The organism is Hydrogenophaga sp. R2 (assembly GCF_049843595.1).
GTDB lineage: Bacteria > Pseudomonadota > Gammaproteobacteria > Burkholderiales > Burkholderiaceae_C > Hydrogenophaga.
Map to the genome: position 1 here is coordinate 220,951 of NZ_JBBHZN010000002.1, position 16,872 is coordinate 237,822.

Consider the following 16,872-nt stretch of genomic DNA (forward strand, 5'->3'; position numbering starts at 1 on the left):
GGCGCATTGACCCTGAAAGCGGGCGACAGCAGTACCACCAAGGGGTGGTCTGCGCTTTACGGGGAGTCAGACAGAAGTGGGAGGGCGCCAGAGACGGGACGGCTGACCGCGTAGGTGCATGCGCCAGCCAGGATCTCTGAGCGATGGCGTCGCCTGGGCTTGGAACTCAAGAGGGGAGAAAGGCGGTAGCCACACCGCTGGTGCATGCAGGCTTTGGCCAGGCTTGCAAGCCTCCCCGGTACGCTCGGAGGTCGCAGAATCGTTGCAGCAATCTTCCATGGCCCCGGCCAGGTCGCCCAGATCGACATCCATGCTCATCCCCGCCTGCATTGGGCAAGGAACAGCCACTATCTGCAGCACTGCAAAGCTTTGCAACGGCAGCAGCAGGCAGAGGATGAGAGCGAACCAACGGCGCATGGATTGATTCTAAGGCGCGCGACACAAGAGTTTGGCGTCCCCGACATTGCACGTCACAGGCTTAAGCATGGCTCGAATGCTGCTGAGGGACAGGAGTGCAATCAGTAAGGTCATGAAAACGCAGACAGAACCGTGTCCTACCCGGCACGGATGTAACCAGAATTCCGCCACCGTGCGCCACCATGATGGCTTTGGTAATAGCTAGGCCCAAACCCGCACCGTCTGATGATGGATGGCTGCGCGCCTTGTCGACCCGGTAGAAGCGGTCAAAGAGCCGCGGAACGTCGGCAGCCGGGATGACGTCACCTGAGTTGGCCACGCACAGCGAGGTGGTACCCGCTTGCTGCTCCAGCAAGATCTCCACTTCAGCGCCGGGTTCCGAATGGCGAATAGCATTCGATAGCAGGTTGCTGATCGCTCGTCGAATCATCAACCGGTCACCCATCACCTTGCCAGCGCCCTCTAGACGGAGGCGAACATTTTTCTCTTCAGCTACCGCGTCGTAGTAATCAAGCAAGCTCGCAACCTCAACTTCAAGCGCGACGTTCTCCCGGTGCGGAAGTTCGATACCATGGTCAGTCTTCGCGAGGAACAACATGTCAGACACCATGCGCCCCAGACGCTGAAACTCCTCAGCATTGGAGGCTAGGATGTCGCGGTAGGTAGCGGCATCACGGTGCTGGGAAAGCGACACCTGTGTCTGGGTAAGCATGTTGCTGATAGGTGTGCGCAATTCATGAGCAAGATCGCTTGAGAAGTCCGTAAGCTTGATGAAATCCGCTTGCAGCCTCTCCAGCATCGCGTTGAGACTGTTGGCCAGGTCAGCCAATTCCACGGGTACCGCCTCGACAGGCATGCGCTGGTCAAGCTTCTGTGCAGTTACCTTGAGCGCCCGCTCCTTCATCACCCGCAGCGGCGCCAGACCACTTCGCGCAGCCCACCAACCGAGCAAGCCGCTTACAAATGTGGCCACCAGCACATAGATGGCCAACTGCTGGCGAAGGACTTGCATGAAATGTGTGTGATGCAGTGTGTCCAAGGCGAGCATCACGCGAACTCGATTTGTCTCAGCGACTCCCTCGCCGGAGCGACTTGGCACCACCATCTCTACGCTCATACCGCGCAAATGACGATCGCCGTCGGTCCATTCCAGAGGCTTCATGGCGTTCCCCGGCAGAGACAGCACTACTGGAAAGGTGATGCCTCTTGGTTCGTACACCAGTGCTTCGTTTTGGTGGATCGCCACGAACAGGCCATGGTGGCTGTCGAGCAGGTCGTCAAGCTTTGCTGCGAGAGCAACTCCTCCTGGTGTCTCGTTCATGATCTTCTGGACCAACTGCACCTTGTCTTGGAGGTAGTCCTGATCAAGCTCAATGAAGTGCTGATGCGCAGACCACGCCACCAATATCCCTAGCCCCAGGAGAACCGTAGCCGATACCAAGGTGTAGAGCAGAGTCAGGCGAGCGGTCAATGTCAGACGCTGGATCATCCGGTTTACTCCGGCACTTCGAGCACATAGCCCATGCCGCGTACGGTTTGCAGTAGGCGGCATTCGAACCCGTCATCCACCTTGGCGCGCAGGCGACGCATAGCCACTTCGATCACGTTGGTGTCGCTGTCGAAGTTGACGTCCCAAACCTGCGAGGCAATCAGCGTCCGAGGTAACACCTCGCCTTGGCGGCGCATCAGGAGTTCCAACAAACCAAACTCCTTCGCGGTGAGGTCGATCCGTTTGCCCGCTCGGGTGACACGACGGCGCAGTAGATCCAGCTCGAGATCGGCTACACGCAGCGTGGTGGGCTCCATCCCCGAGCGGCCACGACGCAGGATCGTGCGAACCCTGGCCAATAGTTCTGAGAAGGAAAACGGCTTGACCAGATAGTCATCGGCACCGAGCTCTAGACCCTTCACCCGATCTTCCACATGGTCTTTGGCAGTCAGAAACAACACCGGCATTTGTCGGCCATGTTCGCGCAGGCCTTTGAGCACCTGCCACCCATCCAGCCCCGGCATCATGACGTCCAGGATGATCAGATCGTGGTCACCCTCCATGGCGTGGTGCAAACCATCCACCCCATTGGTCAGTAACTCGACAGCGTACCCGGCTTCGCGCAGTCCCATGCTCAGGTACTCGCCTGTCTTACGCTCGTCTTCAACAATCAGAATCTTCACGAACACTCCTATGGGCGAATTTTCGCTGCCAGCGACTCCCCGCGACTGAACCTGACAACTTTGTAATGAAGCCGACAGGTTGGTGACGGGTAGGGTTTTGCAGACTGCAGTCAGTCTGAAACCCATTGAACAGGAGCTGATCAGTGATTCTTCGATCCATCCCATTAGTCGCCCTCCGCGCCACCGCGCTTGGTGCGCTGACCATTCCACTGCTGGCGTCCGCCCAGCTTCCACCCGCACCGGCCGAGCAAAACTGGCGTGAAGCCAACGACGCAGTGGGCCAATTCAAGCGGGGTCACGCGGATATTCTGAAGTGGGAAAAAGAAAACGCTCCCGCCGCCCAGCCCCAGGACCAAGCCGTGCACGGTCTGACGCTGCTGACCCCCGAGGCGGCTGTGCGCCAAGCGTGGAAGTTTCATCTTGCCTTGATCAAGCCGATGAACAGGATCGGCACAGCCAATGTCGATTTGATCGCCCAAGGCCGATGGACAGAGATCGATCCGATCTGGCAACGCAGGGTAGATGATCTGGATGAGTTGTTCGAGGTAGCTGCTCAAGCGCGCAAAGCGTGGATTCAAGCTGTAGCAGCCCGCCAAGTTCTCAAGCAGCACCGCGATGTTTTGGACGCGACCGAAGCTGGTAATGAACTGGGTCGACGCATGGTGAGCGTGGGTAACTGGAGCAAGCTGCAGCAAGCACAGGTTCAGTTGGCACAGTCTTCAGCAAAGATGAACGTTCGCAAAGCGCAGCATGCTGCGACGCAGGCGGAGGCCTCATTGATCAAGACCCTGGGCCTCACGGGGGTGCACACCACAGTCACGCTGCCCGATCGTTTGCCGGACATACCCGCCCAGGCGCTGCCTGCACAGGTGCTCGAAGAACGGACCGCAGCCATCGCCGCAGCACTTCCCCGCTCCGAGGGTATGCGCAACAGCGCCAACGCCCGTCTGGCTCGCCAAGCCTATCTGGCCAGCCACGCTGTGGCCCTCGGCTCACGTGATGAGGTACTGAAGGTGCGCGAGTTCATCACCGAAGAGACGGTGCTTCACTACAACGGCATGCTCAAAAGCGTGTGGGACTTGCTTAGTGAAGTTTCCAGCCAGTCGCAGGCCGTGGCTAGTGCCATCGAAGCGCAGCGTGACTTCTGGATAGCAGAGACCGATCTGCAGTGGGTTCTGCAAGGTGGAGCGCCCGACAACTTTGTATCGCTCGGTGGTGGCGGCGCTGAGCCCGCTGCAGCCGCTGGTCATTGATCGCACAGGAATAGGAACAAGAGCATGAGCCTCATCAATTCACGACGACAGTTTTTTGCAGGTGCTGCCGCCTCTGTGGCTGGCTTGGCGGTTGCACGCTCTGCTATGGCAGCACTACCCGAGCCGGTGTATCAGACTTCTGTAGAAACCGCTCCTCCCCTGATGCCCACCACTGGCAGACCATACAACCCGGTCGTAACCCTCAACGGTTGGACCCTGCCGTGGAAGATGAACAACGGTGTCAAAGAATTCCACCTGGTGGCTGAACCGGTGGTGCGCGAAGTCTCGCCCGGCTTCAAGGTCAACATGTGGGGCTACAACGGCCAGAGCCCGGGCCCGACCATCGAGGTCGTCGAGGGCGACCGCGTGCGCATCTTCGTCACCAACAAACTGCCGGAGCACACCACCATCCACTGGCACGGCCAGCGCCTGCCCAGCGGCATGGACGGTGTGGGTGGACTCAACCAACCCGCCATCCCAGTGGGCAAAACGTTCGTGTATGAGTTCGAGGCGCGCCGCCCTGGAACCTTCATGTACCACCCCCACGCGGACGAAATGGTCCAGATGGCCATGGGCATGATGGGAATGTGGGTCACGCATCCCAAGGGCAAGCACCCGCACATCAGCGAGGTGGATCGGGATTTCTGCTTCTTGCTCAACGCCTTTGACGTAGAGCCAGGAAGCAAAACACCAAAGGTTGCCACCATGACCGACTTCAACATTTGGTGCTGGAACAGTCGTGTCTTTCCGGCGATCGACACACTCAATGTTCGGCTCAATGACCGCGTCCGGATCCGTGTGGGCAACCTCACCATGACCAACCACCCGATCCACCTGCACGGCCACGAATTCCTGGTGACTGGTACCGACGGCGGCCCGACGCCACCGAGCACCCGCTGGTACGAGGTGACGACCGACGTAGCCGTTGGACAGATGAGGCAGATCGAGCTGATCGCCGACGAGGAAGGCGACTGGGCCATGCACTGCCACAAGAGCCACCACACCATGAACGCCATGGGTCATGACGTGCCCACCATGATCGGTGTGGATCACCGCGGCCTGGTCAACAAGATTCAGAAAGTGGTGCCCGACTACATGATGATGGGCGAACGTGGTATGGCCGACATGGGTGAGATGCAGATGCCTATCCCCGACAACACCGCGCCGATGATGACCGGGACAGGCCAGTTTGGCCCGCTTGAGATGGGTGGCATGTTCACCGTGTTCAAGGTGCGCAAGGACCAGAAACCGGGCGACTACAAGGACCCGGGTCCCTACAAGTTTCCTGAAGGCACGGTGGCGCGTGAGTGGACCGGTGCTCCACTCCCGGCAGTCAGACCCAAAGCCGCTGCCGATACTGGCCCGGCAAACGCCAAAGCGGTAAAGCCGAGCAGCAAGGGAATGGCGCACTGATTGCTATTGGCCCCGTTATGCAACCTATCCGTATCCGCCACCTCTCTCCACACCACCATAAAGGAATCACATGAAGTTCTCGAGCCTACACATTTCCAAACGCGCAAGCTTCTTCGTCGCGGCGGCATCACTGGCAGCATCTGCTGCCACAGCAGCGGGCAAGCACAGTGGTGGTCACGATGAATCACCAATTGGTGAGCCGGGTGTCGCTGCAAAAGTCTCTCGCACTATTCAGGTGGACGCTGCTGACAGCATGCGCTTTACTCCTGCGCTGGTGACTGTCAAAAAAGGCGAGACGATTCGCTTTGTCGTCTCTAATTCAGGGAAAGTTCCGCACGAATTCAGCTTGGGAACTGAAAAGGAACTGAAAGAGCACTACGAAGTCATGAAGAAGTTTCCAGGCATGGAACATGACGAGCCCAACAAGATTTCGTTGAAGCCTGGCCAAAAGGGCGAGGTCATCTGGCGGTTCACCAAGGGGGGCGTAGTTGACTTCGCATGCCTTCACCCCGGTCACTACGACGCAGGTATGAAGGGTCAGGTCAAGGTGGCCAATCAATAAACTGTCATCGCATTTTTAAGCGCTTACCGACGGACACTCTTTAGGAGAACACCATATGAGAAACTTCAATGCATTGATGGTCGCTCTAGCCGCATCGCTTTCGTTTGCTTTTGCCGGCCCCGCGCTGGCTCAAATGAACATGGACCACGGCAAGATGGGCGTAGGCAAGGACAAGATGCCCATGGTCGCGGCACCCGGCATGACCGACGGAGAGATCCGCAAGGTCGACAAAGAAAATGGCAAGGTCACGATCAAACACTCTGAGATCAAGAATCTGGACATGCCCCCCATGTCCATGGTGTTCAACGTCAAGGATAAAGCCTTACTGGATAAGGTCCAAGTAGGGGATAAGATCCAGTTTGTAGTAATCATGGATGCCGGCAAGATGGTGGTTACCGACATCCAGCCAGCCAAGTAGTATTGGTTTGTAGACTCTCCACTGCGCAAATCGTTTGCCGGGACCGCTAATTAAAAGCGGTACCGGCTTTTCCTCGAAGCTGCCGGGATCAATTTGCCGAAAACTGCAGTTCCCGAACCACCCCAGCTTTCGAATCTTGCCGAACCGTGCAGCCATTCACGGTCGCGTTCAAATAAGCACTGCACGCGGCTCTTTGCCTAACTAGGGAGACAAACGAGTCTTGCGCGCTCGGTCTCCATCTGAGGCGAGACTGGCAGCAAGCTGTGCACACTTGCGTGAATCTTCCGTAAAAGTTCGCCCGTCCCACGCTTGAAATCAGCAGCGTTGCGGCGACGAAAGCAACCACCATACGAAAGATAGATTCCTCTGGGTCCTATGCCCACCAACCCAGCTGAATAGCCTTGCCGGGTATTGCAAGCACACCTGATGGGACAGGCTGGAGAGCAGGGCGCTTACGGTTACTGCAAGCCTGTCTGACATTGTGATGACCAGAATGTCACGCACTCGCAAGCTGTCAGACAGGGGTGTTTCGCTACATTAAACCTGTACGCTGTACCACATTGCCTCATTCGAGCAGTGTGATCGTTATCCAAGGAGCACTTGATGATTCGCAAACTATCCATCCTAGTCTTGTCGCTGGTAGCTGTCGTGCCGGTCTTCGCCATGGACGCCGCCCGATCTGAAGCAAGGGAAGTCGTAGCACTGCAGAAAGGCGAGACGCTGTACGTTTTCAAAGATGGCCGGATGGCCAAAGAAAGTAAGTTCGGAAGCGTGCTTCACCTTAAAGAAGGTGAAATCGTACAAACGGTTGATGGCAGGAGCATCACGACAGTTGGCAACGAAGTTGCTCGCCTGCACTTGCTGCTACTTAAGGGCCATGGAAACTGAGCGCTTAACGAAACCGCGCTTGATTCACAGTAGCATTGCAATGGGGCATGCTTAATGCTGCTGCATCGGGATGCAGCCTAACTTCACTGGATGCGTCCCGATCGTTCCACTTCCTGCTTGACCAGATCGTGGAGCTGATTCGGATCGGCTGATTGCAACGGAATTCCGTTGACAAAGAAAGTTGGAGTGACCCGAACACCGATTGCTTTCATATCTGCAACATCTTGGACCAAAACCACATTCACAGCACCAGAAGCCACATATATGCTCGCTTGCTCGATGTTCAATCCCGCAGCTTGTGCAATAGCCCATACTCGGGCTACAGGGTTTGCACCTTGTCTTGCCCATGCTCGCTGTCCCTCCAGCAACGCATCCAGCGTTACTTCAAACCGACCTTGAGCACGCGCTGCCTCAAGAACATTAATCGCCTGAACAGATAATTCTTTGTGGAGTGGCGCATAGCGAATCACCAGTCGCACCTCTTGCGGAAATTCCGATAGAGTCTGCTTAAGGTAAGGATGAAAGGACTTGCAAGCTTCACATGCGGGATCAAAGAACTCCACGATTGTGACCCGAGCATTATCTGGACCGATTACGGGCGAGTGCGGACGAACCATTGCGTCGGCCTGCACATTGGCCTGCAGTGCTACAACACGTAAAACGTAACGCTGGTAGAGGAAAACAGCGGCGAAAAATATCGCAATGACCGCGAGACCTGAAATAAGAACTACGAAGCGGCGTGATTTGATAGTGCTCACAAGCATTTGATTTCCTGCGCCAGTAAGGAGTAGGACAGTTTGATAGAGCGCTCGGTCTGCAGGGTCTCTGGTTTCGAGCGCGAGGTTTGTAAGCAGTAACCGTCATACCCACGAGAGTGAGGCCAAAGCCCGCCAAGTCCGCGGTAGACGGTCGGGCTCCATCAACTAACCACAACCAGCCAAGTACTGCCCCCGCGTATACCCCTCCGTAGCCCGCGTGTACCCGCCACGATGGTGCAGCGTGGAGGGTCAACAACAATGCAAAGGTGGCAAGACTCACAACCGCTGTGGACAACGATAACCAACCGATCCCTGACCTCGTGGCAACAGCAGCGGCAGGTAGCAGCCCACGATCTCGGCGATGGCGGTGGCCAGATAGATCAACAGTGTGTTCATGCCCGCAACGGTGGTCAGGCGTCCATGGATGTCAGCAGGGCAAGGATGTCTTCGGCGATCACGGCGGGTTCGGTTCCGTATCTCGAGAACAGGCGCACGGCGCCGTTGGTGTCGAACACGTACTTGCCCGCCGAATGGTCCATCGTGTACGAGGTGGGCGTTGGGCCTTCGGCTTTGCGGTAGTGAATCTTGAAGCTGTCAGCCACTGCCCTGAGCTCGGCCGGCTCGGGGCGCAGCGCCAGAAAGCTCGGATCGAAGTTGGTCATGTATTCCTTGAGCAGCGGTAGTGTGTCGCGCTCCGGATCCACGGTGATGAAGAGCACCTGAAGCTGCGCGCCTCGATCACCCATGAGGTGCTTGACCTCGGCCAGGGTGGTCATGGAGGTGGGGCACACATCGGGGCACTGCGTAAAGCCGAAAAACACCACCACAGCCTTACCGCGGAAATCGGCCATGGTGCGGACCTGCCCGGTGTGGTCGGTGAGCTTGAGGTCCTGTGCAAAAGCAGCCCCTGTAATGTCGGTGCTCTTGAAGGTGGGTGCCTGGGGCGAACAGCCCGCCAGAAGACCACCTGCGGCGAGCCACGAAGCACTCAAGACCAAGACCTTGCGTCGATTAAAAGGACGTGGTGCGGGAGCCATGTTTCTCATTTCTTCGCTTTGGCCACTTCTTCGGCCACGAGCGAAGCCAGCTGATCGGGACCGAAACTGGGCAGGCTGCGGCCGTTGACGAAAAAGGTCGGCGTCTTGGTGACTTGCAGCGCGGTGAGGTCTTCTATGTCCTGGTGCAGGATCGCCTGCATACCGGGTTTCTCCATGTCCTGCCGCGCCTTGACCAGGTCCAGCCCGGCCTGCTCGGCCACTTTGAATGCGGTCTCGATGCTGGGCTGACCGTGATCGGCCCAAGCAGGCTGCGCGGCCAACAAAGATTCCAGCACCGGCTGGTACTTGCCCTGGCCCTTGGCCGACTCCAGCAACTTGACCACAACGTCTGAGCCCTGGTGAAACGGCGCGTACCGGATCACAAGTCGCACGTCATTGGGGTACTGGGCCATCAGGTTCTTGACGATGGGATAGAAAGCGCGGCAGGTCTCGCAGGCGGGATCAAAAAACTCGACGATGGTGACTGGCGCGCTCTGCGGACCGAAGACCGGCGAGTGCATGCGCACCAGGCGGGTCTGCTCGGCTTTTACCTGTACGTCCTGCGCGGCCTGCACGCGCGATTGGTAGGCATTCATTCCCAGGTAGAAGAACAAGGCAACGATGACCACGAGACCGATGACGGTGAATTTTTTAGCGTTCATGAACGGGTCTTTTTCAAATAAGAAAACAGCAGGAAGGCGATGGCGATGAAGGCCAGGAGAGACAACCAGGGAATCTGGATGCCACCCAGGATTTCGAGGCTCTGTTCGCTGCACGAAGGCCCGGTGCCGCAAGGAACCCACCACTTCGGCACCCACCCTGCGATGAGTGCGGTGTGGTAACCGGCCACCGCTGTGCCTCCAAGGGCCAGCGGCAGTGCATACACCGCACCGCGTCGGTCCTCGGCAAAGGCCGCCATGCCCAGGATGATCGCCAGAGGGAACATGAAGATGCGCTGATACCAGCAGAGCAAGCAGGGCGTCATACCCATGACCTCACCTAGGAAAAGCGCACCGAGCGTGGACACCAGAGCGAAGGCCCAAGCGACCATGATCAAGAACCATTCACGCTTCATGGAGGAAGCTCCTCAGCAGTTTTCCGGGTCGGTTGGCGCGGCGGCGCTTTCAACGAAACCAGGCACCAGGTCAGCGCGGAGCAGACGATGAAAACATCGGCTAGGTTGAAGGCTGGCCAATGAATGCTGCGCCAGTGGAAGTCTAGGAAGTCGACCACAGCGCCGATCTGAACGCGGTCCACGAGATTGCCTCCACCGCCGCCCGCCACAAAGGCGCCCAGCCAGCGGTCTAGCGGCTCGGCTTGCCGTGAGAGGCACACCATCGAGACAACACCTACCACTAACACCGATACGCCTATGAAAAACCAGCGTTGCCAGCCACCGGCATCGGCCAAAAAAGAGAATGCTGCCCCCTCGTTGAGCACATGCACGAAGTTGAGCCAATCGGTCACCCGAACCGCTTCACCCAACTCGAGGGTGCTTGAGAAATACGACTTGGTGAATTGATCTAGCAAGAGGAGGGTGGCTACGATCGCGAGCCATGCCCACCTTGGGTTTCGCTGAGTCCAGCCAGCAGTCATGAGAGAACCCTTCCAATACGACCCGAGGTCAGCCTCCGTGTGAAACGGCGGCCACTTGAAGCCAGGGGATCGGGGAAGTTGTGTCTGTCAGCCCATCAGGCAACAGTTTTCCACCCCGAACCTAGCGGGGCGGACCACTGAGGTCGGTACGGTTGCTCATGCCATAGTCGCGAGCGGCGTTCGGCGAGGTGTTCCGCTCGTTCAATACCTGCGGAGATAGCGATAGACGCGATCGTCGCTCTGACAGCGGCGGCGCAATTCGCGTGGCAGGTTCCGCAATCGAGATCAAAGCCGCTGTCTCCAGCGACCCAGACTTCATCGCCCTTCTCAGCCTGTCCATGGCCTGCCTGATGGTGCATGGCTTGCTGTCTCTGCGTGCCCGGAACGTGGCCACAGCACGTCTCAGCCGAAGCAGCAGAGAACTGCAGCGGCATCAGAGTGAGCAGCAGCAAGACCAGAAAAACGCGCATAGGTGAATTCTAATCGGCAGCCATTTCAATGGCTGCGTGCACGGGCTATCAGCTCAGCCAGCTCGGGACGCACAGGCAAGGGCACAAAAGCGCTCACTGTGGACCGGCCCGGATTGCCCAGCGGCAGGCGCCCGCTGAAGTGGCCCAGCGGAACCAACACCAACCGCATCACCTGTCCCACCGCCTCGGACCAGTCGCGGGTATGCAAGGACAACCTCAACATCTGAGCGTGGGTTTGAAGGTGCAGCTTGAAGTGCAGCTGTCCCACGACATGGGCCGCCTCCAGGTACAGCCAAGCCTGCTCTACGGAGGCTGCAGCTGCTGCGCTCCGGATCAATTGGGCGTGAGCGGCGCCGTCAGGTCGGGGGGCACCCTGTGGCTCAGTGGACGTGTCCATGAAGCTCCTCTTTTGCACCGTCTTCGCCCAGCTCACCGCGCGCCTGCCGCAGCACCGTCCAACCGCCGTGCAAGGCCAGTGCCGCCATTAGGCTCGCCACCAAAAGGTCGGGCCAAGCAGAGCCGGTACCGAATACACCCAGCGCAGCCATGAATACGGCAACGTTGCCAATGGCGTCGTTGCGCGAGCACAGCCACACGCTGCGCATGTTCGCATCTCCTTCTCGAAACGCGTAGAGCATCCAGGCCACGGCCACGTTGGCCACCAACGCCAGCAGCGCCACCGCGCCCATGGTCATGGCCTGCGGCACCCCGTCGTGCCAAACCGACCACACCGCCGCCCCCAGCACATACAGGCCAAAGCCCATCATGCTCACTGCTTTGAGTATGGCCGCGCGGGCACGCCACGCCAGCGCCGAGGCCAGCACCGCCAGCGATACGCCATAGTTCAGTGCGTCGCCCGCGAAGTCGATCGCGTCGGCCAGCAGCGACAGCGAGCCGGCCCGCACGCCTGCGCCGATCTCCACCAAGAACATGGCCGCGTTGATGACCAGCGCGATCCACAGGATGCGCCGGTAGCGGACGAGGTTGACGATGGTCTCGGCCTTCGGTGTGTCGTGTTCGCAGCAATGGGCTGACATGGTCTTTCCTTTCGATGCCTCCATTGAAAACCCTGGAGCAACTACAGAGTCAACACATTTCTGCGGACATTCATGTGGGGGCGATTACTGCCTACTGCCACCTTCAACTAGCGGAAGGTAGGACGGTGGCTGCCTTCGTCAGTTGGTTCTGATGGGGCCGAGAAGACCAGTCTAGATTTGTCACGAATCCGCATCTTGCTTACCAGCCAGGCTGCTGACCTGTGATTCAATCTGTTGAAACATCAGCAGCAAACCGAAACCCAGTTCAACAAGCTCCCATGAGAGAGAAACTTGTTGAGTCTCTGAACATCGGCGCTGGATTTCGCTTGCTACGTAAGTCTTCTTTTGCGGTCGTCGCTTGTGCCAGAACAGTCATCGCATTCCGACATACCTCCACAATTGCTCGTACAGCTTCCGCGAGGCACTGACCTGCTCGTCATGGTGGTGGACGAGTCATGGGAAATCGAGAGCTCCATCTGGGAGGGAGATCTTCTGGTTGTCTCCCCATCCGCGACAGTCGCGAGTGGGTCCAATCTGCTGGTACTCGAAAAAGACGGGCGCAGGATGCTCGCCACCACGCCGAGGATCGATTGGCAGGTCGAGGGCGTGGTTCTCGGACAGTACCGGTCCCACGCCTAGACAGACTCACTTCATCTTTTGTATCCCGCCGTACTCGCCGCCGGTCTTTAGCACCACGGTCACATCGGCCTGGCCCCGGTTGCGCCAGAACCAGCCATGGTTGCCCGTGAAGGCAGCGACCAGCTCACCGTCGTCCGAGGCCACGGCTCGACCCTTCTCGTAGCTGATGGACTTTCCGAGAGCGTCGCCGTGGGTGTCGAAGTTCACCACGCCGCCCTGGACGGTCCACGCGAACAGGGCCTTCTCGCCTTCCTTCATCTTCATCTTTATCTCGGTGCCCTGACCCGGGGTGAGGGTGAAGGTCATTTCATCGCGCCACGGGGAGGCGGCGGCAGGTGCCGAGGCGGTGGACGCGGCGGCCGGGATCGCCGAAGCCGCAACCGCCGCTGCGGGAGGCGTTACCGCTGCCGGGCTTGGCGCTCCCCCTGCAGCAGGCGCTGCGTTGGCAGCCTTGGTGGCGGCTTCGTCTTCGGCCGCCTCCTGGGCGAGGCGGGTCTTGATCTCGCCCATCTCTGTCAGCCCGAGCGCGCGGCCGATGCCGGTGGGGTCCACTCCGTACTCGGAAGGGAGGACCACGGTGTAGAGGAGGACCACGGCAGAAACGGCCGCGATGATGGTCGAGCGAATGAGCTGCCGGGTGGAGGGCAGTTCGGCGCGGGAGGGAATGTCGCTGTTGTACATGTTGTTCACTCTCGAATTCATTGGGAGACGATGTAGCCGGTCAGTTGCATGCCCACCAGGATGAAGCCGGCGGACATCATGACCACGTTGGCGCTGTAGGCGTAACGCGCAAAGCCTGCGGTGCGGCGCCAGAAGCTGACGCCGATGAGGATCACGGACAAGGCCAGCAGCTGCCCGATTTCCACGCCGACGTTGAACGCCAGCAGGTTGGCCACCAGGCCATCGCGTGAGATCTCGTACTCCTGGATCTTGGTGGCCAGACCGAAGCCGTGGATTAGACCGAAGACCAGGGTCGCGACCTTGGTGTTCGGCTGCACGCCGAACCAGCGCTGGAAGGCCCCGATGTTGTCCAGCGCCTTGTAGACCACCGAGAAGCCGATGACGGCATCAATCAGGTAGCTGTTGATCCCGATGTTGTAGAAGACCCCCAGCACCATGGTGGTGGAGTGGCCGATCGCAAACAGGCTGACGTAGACCGCAATGTCCTTGAGCTTGTAGAGGAAGAAGATCACCCCGAACAGGAACAGGATGTGGTCGTAGCCCGTGGCCATGTGCTTGGCACCCAGGTAGGTGAACGGCAGCAAATGCACCCCGGATATCTCCTGGATGTACCCCTTGTCACCCTGGGTGACGGCGTGTGCAAAGGCCTCGGCGGAAAAGAACAGAAGGAACGCCAGGACCAGCAAGGTGGTCGCGGCGGGGCCCGGTCGCGCCCGGGGCGCAGCCTGAAGCCGCTCGTGAGAAAAGCTGAGCATGAAAACTCCGTTGAGGAAAATGAACGTTCAGGGCCGCGACAGCAGCCCGAACCGGTGGTAATGACCAGCGGTCAGGACTGCGGGGGACGTTCCAGGCGCGCCAACGCCGGCAAGGGGCCGGCGTGATTGGGGCCCGAGGGCCACTCGGCCGTGGCCTGCGTCACCCGTGGCAAGCCCAGGGGCAGCGCGTGGGCATGGTCATGCGAGTGATCGCCCGCGTGATGGACATGGATGCCGACCGATGCGGGCAGCTCATCCTCGTGGCTGTGCCCGTGCCCGTCCAGGGAGTCCCAGGACTCACCGTGGTGCAAGGCCGTCAGTGCAGCCGATCCGTGCGACTTGGCCAACCCCCATGGAGTGATCATGGCCCCGGCCAGCAGGATCAGTGCGACCACGATGGCCACCCACCCACCTGCTGTAGCAGCAGGAGGACGAAACGGGTGCTGGCGATGGACGACTGTCATCTGCGTCGGGTAGCAAGGACGCTTTCATTGTAACCTCCGGGGGAGGATCCGTTCCGGTAACCAGATAGATCAACATGCACGTTCACGAAACACATCCCGCCGTGATCAAACGGCTTCGTCGGGCCGGCGGTCACCTTGGCAGCGTGGTGGCGATGCTCGAACAAGGTAAGCCCTGCATGGACGTGGTCCAGCAGCTGCAAGCGGTGGAGAAAGCGATTACCCAGGCCAAACGAACGCTGATCCAGGACCATCTCGACCATTGCCTGAGCCACATGGTGACCAACGCGGGCCAGCCGCAGCCGGGGTCGCTGGACGAGTTCCGCGAGATCACCAAATACCTATGAACGCAAGTGTCGGATTCGCTCTCGGTGCTGCGGCGCTCTTCGGGCTGAGCACACCCCTGGCCAAGATGCTGCTGGGATCGGTGTCACCAGTCATGCTGGGAGGGCTGCTCTACCTGGGCAGCGGCATCGGTCTGTTGACCTTCAGGATGGTGCGGGATCGAGGGTGGGAGCCCTCGGGCTTGACCCGCAGCGAATGGCCTTGGCTGGCCGGCGCCATCGGCTTCGGGGGCATCCTGGGTCCGGTCGCCCTGCTGCTGGGACTGCAACAGACGACCGCATCGACCGCATCTTTGCTGCTCAATCTGGAGGGGGTGCTGACGGCGGTGCTGGCCTGGGTGGCTTTCAAGGAAAACGCTGACCGCCGCATCGTGCTCGGCATGCTGGCGATCGTGGCGGGCGGCGTCATCCTGTCCTGGCAGAGTGGAGGACCCGCCCAAGGTGGCCTGAACTGGGGCTCACTACTCATCGTGCTGGCCTGCCTGTGCTGGGCGCTGGACAACAACCTGACGCGCAAGGTTTCCGCGTCCGACGCCTTGTTCATCGCAGGCACCAAAGGTCTGGTGGCCGGATATGTCAACGTGGCGCTCGGTCTGGCCACCGGCGCTCACCACCTGCCACTGTCCGTCATGGCGTCTGCCATGACCGTGGGTCTGCTGGGCTACGGCATCAGCCTGGTGCTTTTTGTCCTGGCACTCCGAGGACTGGGTACCGCAAGGACCGGCGCGTACTTCTCGGTCGCCCCGTTTGTGGGAGCGTTTGTCTCGATAGTGTGGCTGGGGGATCCGGTCGGGCCCGGGTTCTGGCTGGCGTGCGCCCTGATGGCTCTGGGCGTGTGGTTGCACCTGACCGAGAGGCACGAGCACGAACACACCCATGAACCGATGGAGCACAGCCACGCCCATGTGCACGACGAACACCATCAGCACGAGCACGACGCTGGATGGGATGGCAATGAGCCCCATGTGCATGTGCACAATCACCAGCAGATTATGCACCGGCATCCTCACTTCCCTGACGTGCATCACCGCCATGTGCACTGAAGCTTGTCAACAAGCCCAGCCGCACATCGGAGCGTTCAACCAATGAAAAACTTGCGGACCTGGCTTTTTGCGCGCTCAAAAACCTCGCCGCTGCCCATGTGCTGGAGATCAGGTTTCAGCAAGCGGCTCTCCGCGTTTATGCTCACATCGGAGACACCGCCGGCCGGACTGTCCCGAACCAGGGTTTGAATGCCGCTTGGGCTTCGTGGGGCCGTGCCAATTGACAGCGGCAGCACCGCTCAAATTGCCCGTCAGATCGAGGACGCGGTTCGGCGTGTTACGGCCTAGCCGGTCCGATGGATGATCAACACCGGCACACAAGAGCACCGCAGGCTGGGTAACGGAGTGCTCACATTGAAAGGGGCGCAGGTGGTTGCGCATGCTGACGCACAGTCGGATATGCGTGCACGGGTGGCGATAAGCTCAGCGCCTTGCGAAACCTGTTGAGATCATCCTCCGAAGGAACTGAGCCGGCACTTCCTCAGCGGGCGGTCGAAGGTCCAGACTTCGCCTTGTCGCCTCGGTGTTACGGATAATCTGGTGCATCGAGGGAGTGTTCATACGCCCGGGGACACCCTGGTCTACTGTCCGATACGCGAATAGTCTTCTCGGGCGACATCGTCCGCGTAGAGCGGATGCCGTCTGAGATTCCGGTAACCCGAGCAATAACCAGCCCTTGGCGCTGGTGATCGGCGTGGACTGGGCGCAGGTGGTGCAGGCCATGAACCAGATCGGCCCCACCACTGCCTCGAACACTAGTAGCAATACCGGCTGGAAGAAAGCTGTAGGGTGCTGTTGAAGTAGAAAGGGCTGGACCGGCGTTTGGTTGAGCTGCCAGCGCTGCGCGGAATGGACGGGCACAATGTAACCAGAAGGAGAGACCGACCGCGCAGCGTGAGTACCCGTCACGAGGCCGGCCCAGAGCAGC

Annotated in this window: 20 protein-coding genes; 7 read left to right on the forward strand and 13 right to left on the reverse strand. The window is 59.4% G+C overall.

Features of this window, described 5'->3' with window-relative positions; genetic code table 11:
* Window positions 1-478: 478 nt before the first annotated feature.
* On the reverse strand, window positions 479-1,906 hold the full coding sequence (locus WD026_RS09535; protein ID WP_425723430.1) for a heavy metal sensor histidine kinase: 1,428 nt from the start codon (window positions 1,904-1,906) through the stop codon (window positions 479-481).
* Between the two features lie 5 nt (window positions 1,907-1,911).
* Entirely contained in the window at window positions 1,912-2,589 is a 678-nt protein-coding gene (locus WD026_RS09540) for a heavy metal response regulator transcription factor (protein ID WP_425723431.1), read from the reverse strand.
* A 143-nt stretch (window positions 2,590-2,732) separates the two neighbouring features.
* Here WD026_RS09540 and WD026_RS09545 point away from each other — a divergent pair, with 143 nt between their 5' ends.
* The 5 genes from WD026_RS09545 (at window position 2,733) to WD026_RS09565 (ending at window position 7,123) form a co-directional block, all read left to right on the forward strand.
* On the forward strand, window positions 2,733-3,842 hold the full coding sequence (locus WD026_RS09545) for a hypothetical protein (RefSeq protein ID WP_425723432.1): 1,110 nt from the start codon (window positions 2,733-2,735) through the stop codon (window positions 3,840-3,842).
* Window positions 3,843-3,866: 24 nt separating this feature from the next.
* Window positions 3,867-5,255 carry a multicopper oxidase family protein gene (locus WD026_RS09550; RefSeq protein ID WP_425723433.1) on the forward strand — a complete coding sequence of 463 codons (1,389 nt, stop codon included), beginning with the start codon at window positions 3,867-3,869 and terminating at the stop codon, window positions 5,253-5,255.
* Window positions 5,256-5,325: 70 nt separating this feature from the next.
* The gene (locus WD026_RS09555; protein WP_425723434.1) at window positions 5,326-5,817 is read left to right on the forward strand and encodes a cupredoxin domain-containing protein; all 492 of its coding nucleotides are present in this window, start codon (window positions 5,326-5,328) and stop codon (window positions 5,815-5,817) included.
* Between the two features lie 55 nt (window positions 5,818-5,872).
* Window positions 5,873-6,235: a copper-binding protein gene (locus WD026_RS09560; protein ID WP_425723435.1), complete on the forward strand. Its 363-nt coding sequence runs from the start codon at window positions 5,873-5,875 to the stop codon at window positions 6,233-6,235.
* A 603-nt stretch (window positions 6,236-6,838) separates the two neighbouring features.
* On the forward strand, window positions 6,839-7,123 hold the full coding sequence (locus WD026_RS09565; RefSeq protein ID WP_425723436.1) for a CopK family periplasmic copper-binding protein: 285 nt from the start codon (window positions 6,839-6,841) through the stop codon (window positions 7,121-7,123).
* Between the two features lie 83 nt (window positions 7,124-7,206).
* Here WD026_RS09565 and WD026_RS09570 read toward each other — a convergent pair whose 3' ends face one another.
* From WD026_RS09570 to WD026_RS09620, 11 genes are all read right to left on the reverse strand, one after another.
* A complete protein-coding gene (locus tag WD026_RS09570) occupies window positions 7,207-7,821 on the reverse strand; it encodes a DsbA family protein (RefSeq protein WP_425723746.1) in 615 nt (204 codons plus the stop codon).
* Complete coding sequence (locus WD026_RS09575) at window positions 7,703-8,161, reverse strand: hypothetical protein (protein ID WP_425723437.1); 459 nt, start codon at window positions 8,159-8,161, stop codon at window positions 7,703-7,705. Before WD026_RS09575 ends, WD026_RS09570 begins: the two co-directional genes overlap by 119 nt.
* Window positions 8,162-8,291: 130 nt before the next feature.
* On the reverse strand, window positions 8,292-8,918 hold the full coding sequence (locus tag WD026_RS09580; protein WP_425723438.1) for an SCO family protein: 627 nt from the start codon (window positions 8,916-8,918) through the stop codon (window positions 8,292-8,294).
* A gap of 5 nt (window positions 8,919-8,923) precedes the next feature.
* Window positions 8,924-9,580: a DsbA family protein gene (locus WD026_RS09585; protein WP_425723439.1), complete on the reverse strand. Its 657-nt coding sequence runs from the start codon at window positions 9,578-9,580 to the stop codon at window positions 8,924-8,926.
* Window positions 9,577-9,993 carry a disulfide bond formation protein B gene (locus WD026_RS09590; RefSeq protein ID WP_425723440.1) on the reverse strand — a complete coding sequence of 139 codons (417 nt, stop codon included), beginning with the start codon at window positions 9,991-9,993 and terminating at the stop codon, window positions 9,577-9,579. The genes WD026_RS09585 and WD026_RS09590 overlap by 4 nt, the downstream gene beginning before the upstream one ends.
* The gene (gene lspA / locus WD026_RS09595; protein ID WP_425723441.1) at window positions 9,990-10,514 is read right to left on the reverse strand and encodes a signal peptidase II; all 525 of its coding nucleotides are present in this window, start codon (window positions 10,512-10,514) and stop codon (window positions 9,990-9,992) included. The genes WD026_RS09590 and lspA overlap by 4 nt, the downstream gene beginning before the upstream one ends.
* A 495-nt stretch (window positions 10,515-11,009) precedes the next feature.
* Window positions 11,010-11,381 carry a DUF3703 domain-containing protein gene (locus WD026_RS09600; protein ID WP_425723442.1) on the reverse strand — a complete coding sequence of 124 codons (372 nt, stop codon included), beginning with the start codon at window positions 11,379-11,381 and terminating at the stop codon, window positions 11,010-11,012.
* Entirely contained in the window at window positions 11,365-12,021 is a 657-nt protein-coding gene (locus WD026_RS09605) for a cation transporter (RefSeq protein ID WP_425723443.1), read from the reverse strand. The genes WD026_RS09600 and WD026_RS09605 overlap by 17 nt, the downstream gene beginning before the upstream one ends.
* A 645-nt stretch (window positions 12,022-12,666) precedes the next feature.
* Entirely contained in the window at window positions 12,667-13,341 is a 675-nt protein-coding gene (locus WD026_RS09610; protein ID WP_425723444.1) for a transmembrane anchor protein, read from the reverse strand.
* Between the two features lie 17 nt (window positions 13,342-13,358).
* On the reverse strand, window positions 13,359-13,931 hold the full coding sequence (locus tag WD026_RS09615) for a HupE/UreJ family protein (RefSeq protein WP_425723445.1): 573 nt from the start codon (window positions 13,929-13,931) through the stop codon (window positions 13,359-13,361).
* Between the two features lie 236 nt (window positions 13,932-14,167).
* Complete coding sequence (locus WD026_RS09620) at window positions 14,168-14,500, reverse strand: hypothetical protein (RefSeq protein WP_425723446.1); 333 nt, start codon at window positions 14,498-14,500, stop codon at window positions 14,168-14,170.
* Between the two features lie 134 nt (window positions 14,501-14,634).
* Between WD026_RS09620 and WD026_RS09625 the strand changes: the two genes are divergently transcribed.
* Entirely contained in the window at window positions 14,635-14,904 is a 270-nt protein-coding gene (locus WD026_RS09625) for a metal-sensing transcriptional repressor (RefSeq protein WP_425723447.1), read from the forward strand.
* Window positions 14,901-15,944, forward strand: a complete 1,044-nt coding sequence (locus WD026_RS09630; RefSeq protein WP_425723448.1) for a DMT family transporter — start codon at window positions 14,901-14,903, stop codon at window positions 15,942-15,944. The genes WD026_RS09625 and WD026_RS09630 overlap by 4 nt, the downstream gene beginning before the upstream one ends.
* Window positions 15,945-16,872: the final 928 nt, after the last annotated feature.

Excerpts from the sequence above, each read along its gene's own strand:
- WD026_RS09625 (WP_425723447.1), top strand. The coding sequence starts at position 14,635 with ATGCACGTTCACGAAACACATCCCGCCGTGATCAAACGGCTTCGTCGG.
- WD026_RS09585 (WP_425723439.1), bottom strand. The coding sequence starts at position 9,580 with ATGAACGCTAAAAAATTCACCGTCATCGGTCTCGTGGTCATCGTTGCC.
- WD026_RS09560 (WP_425723435.1), top strand. The coding sequence starts at position 5,873 with ATGAGAAACTTCAATGCATTGATGGTCGCTCTAGCCGCATCGCTTTCG.
- WD026_RS09580 (WP_425723438.1), bottom strand. The coding sequence starts at position 8,918 with ATGGCTCCCGCACCACGTCCTTTTAATCGACGCAAGGTCTTGGTCTTG.
- WD026_RS09600 (WP_425723442.1), bottom strand. The coding sequence starts at position 11,381 with ATGGACACGTCCACTGAGCCACAGGGTGCCCCCCGACCTGACGGCGCC.
- WD026_RS09605 (WP_425723443.1), bottom strand. The coding sequence starts at position 12,021 with ATGTCAGCCCATTGCTGCGAACACGACACACCGAAGGCCGAGACCATC.
- WD026_RS09610 (WP_425723444.1), bottom strand. The coding sequence starts at position 13,341 with ATGTACAACAGCGACATTCCCTCCCGCGCCGAACTGCCCTCCACCCGG.
- lspA (WP_425723441.1), bottom strand. The coding sequence starts at position 10,514 with ATGACTGCTGGCTGGACTCAGCGAAACCCAAGGTGGGCATGGCTCGCG.
- WD026_RS09535 (WP_425723430.1), bottom strand. The coding sequence starts at position 1,906 with ATGATCCAGCGTCTGACATTGACCGCTCGCCTGACTCTGCTCTACACC.
- WD026_RS09555 (WP_425723434.1), top strand. The coding sequence starts at position 5,326 with ATGAAGTTCTCGAGCCTACACATTTCCAAACGCGCAAGCTTCTTCGTC.
- WD026_RS09630 (WP_425723448.1), top strand. The coding sequence starts at position 14,901 with ATGAACGCAAGTGTCGGATTCGCTCTCGGTGCTGCGGCGCTCTTCGGG.
- WD026_RS09565 (WP_425723436.1), top strand. The coding sequence starts at position 6,839 with ATGATTCGCAAACTATCCATCCTAGTCTTGTCGCTGGTAGCTGTCGTG.
- WD026_RS09550 (WP_425723433.1), top strand. The coding sequence starts at position 3,867 with ATGAGCCTCATCAATTCACGACGACAGTTTTTTGCAGGTGCTGCCGCC.
- WD026_RS09590 (WP_425723440.1), bottom strand. The coding sequence starts at position 9,993 with ATGAAGCGTGAATGGTTCTTGATCATGGTCGCTTGGGCCTTCGCTCTG.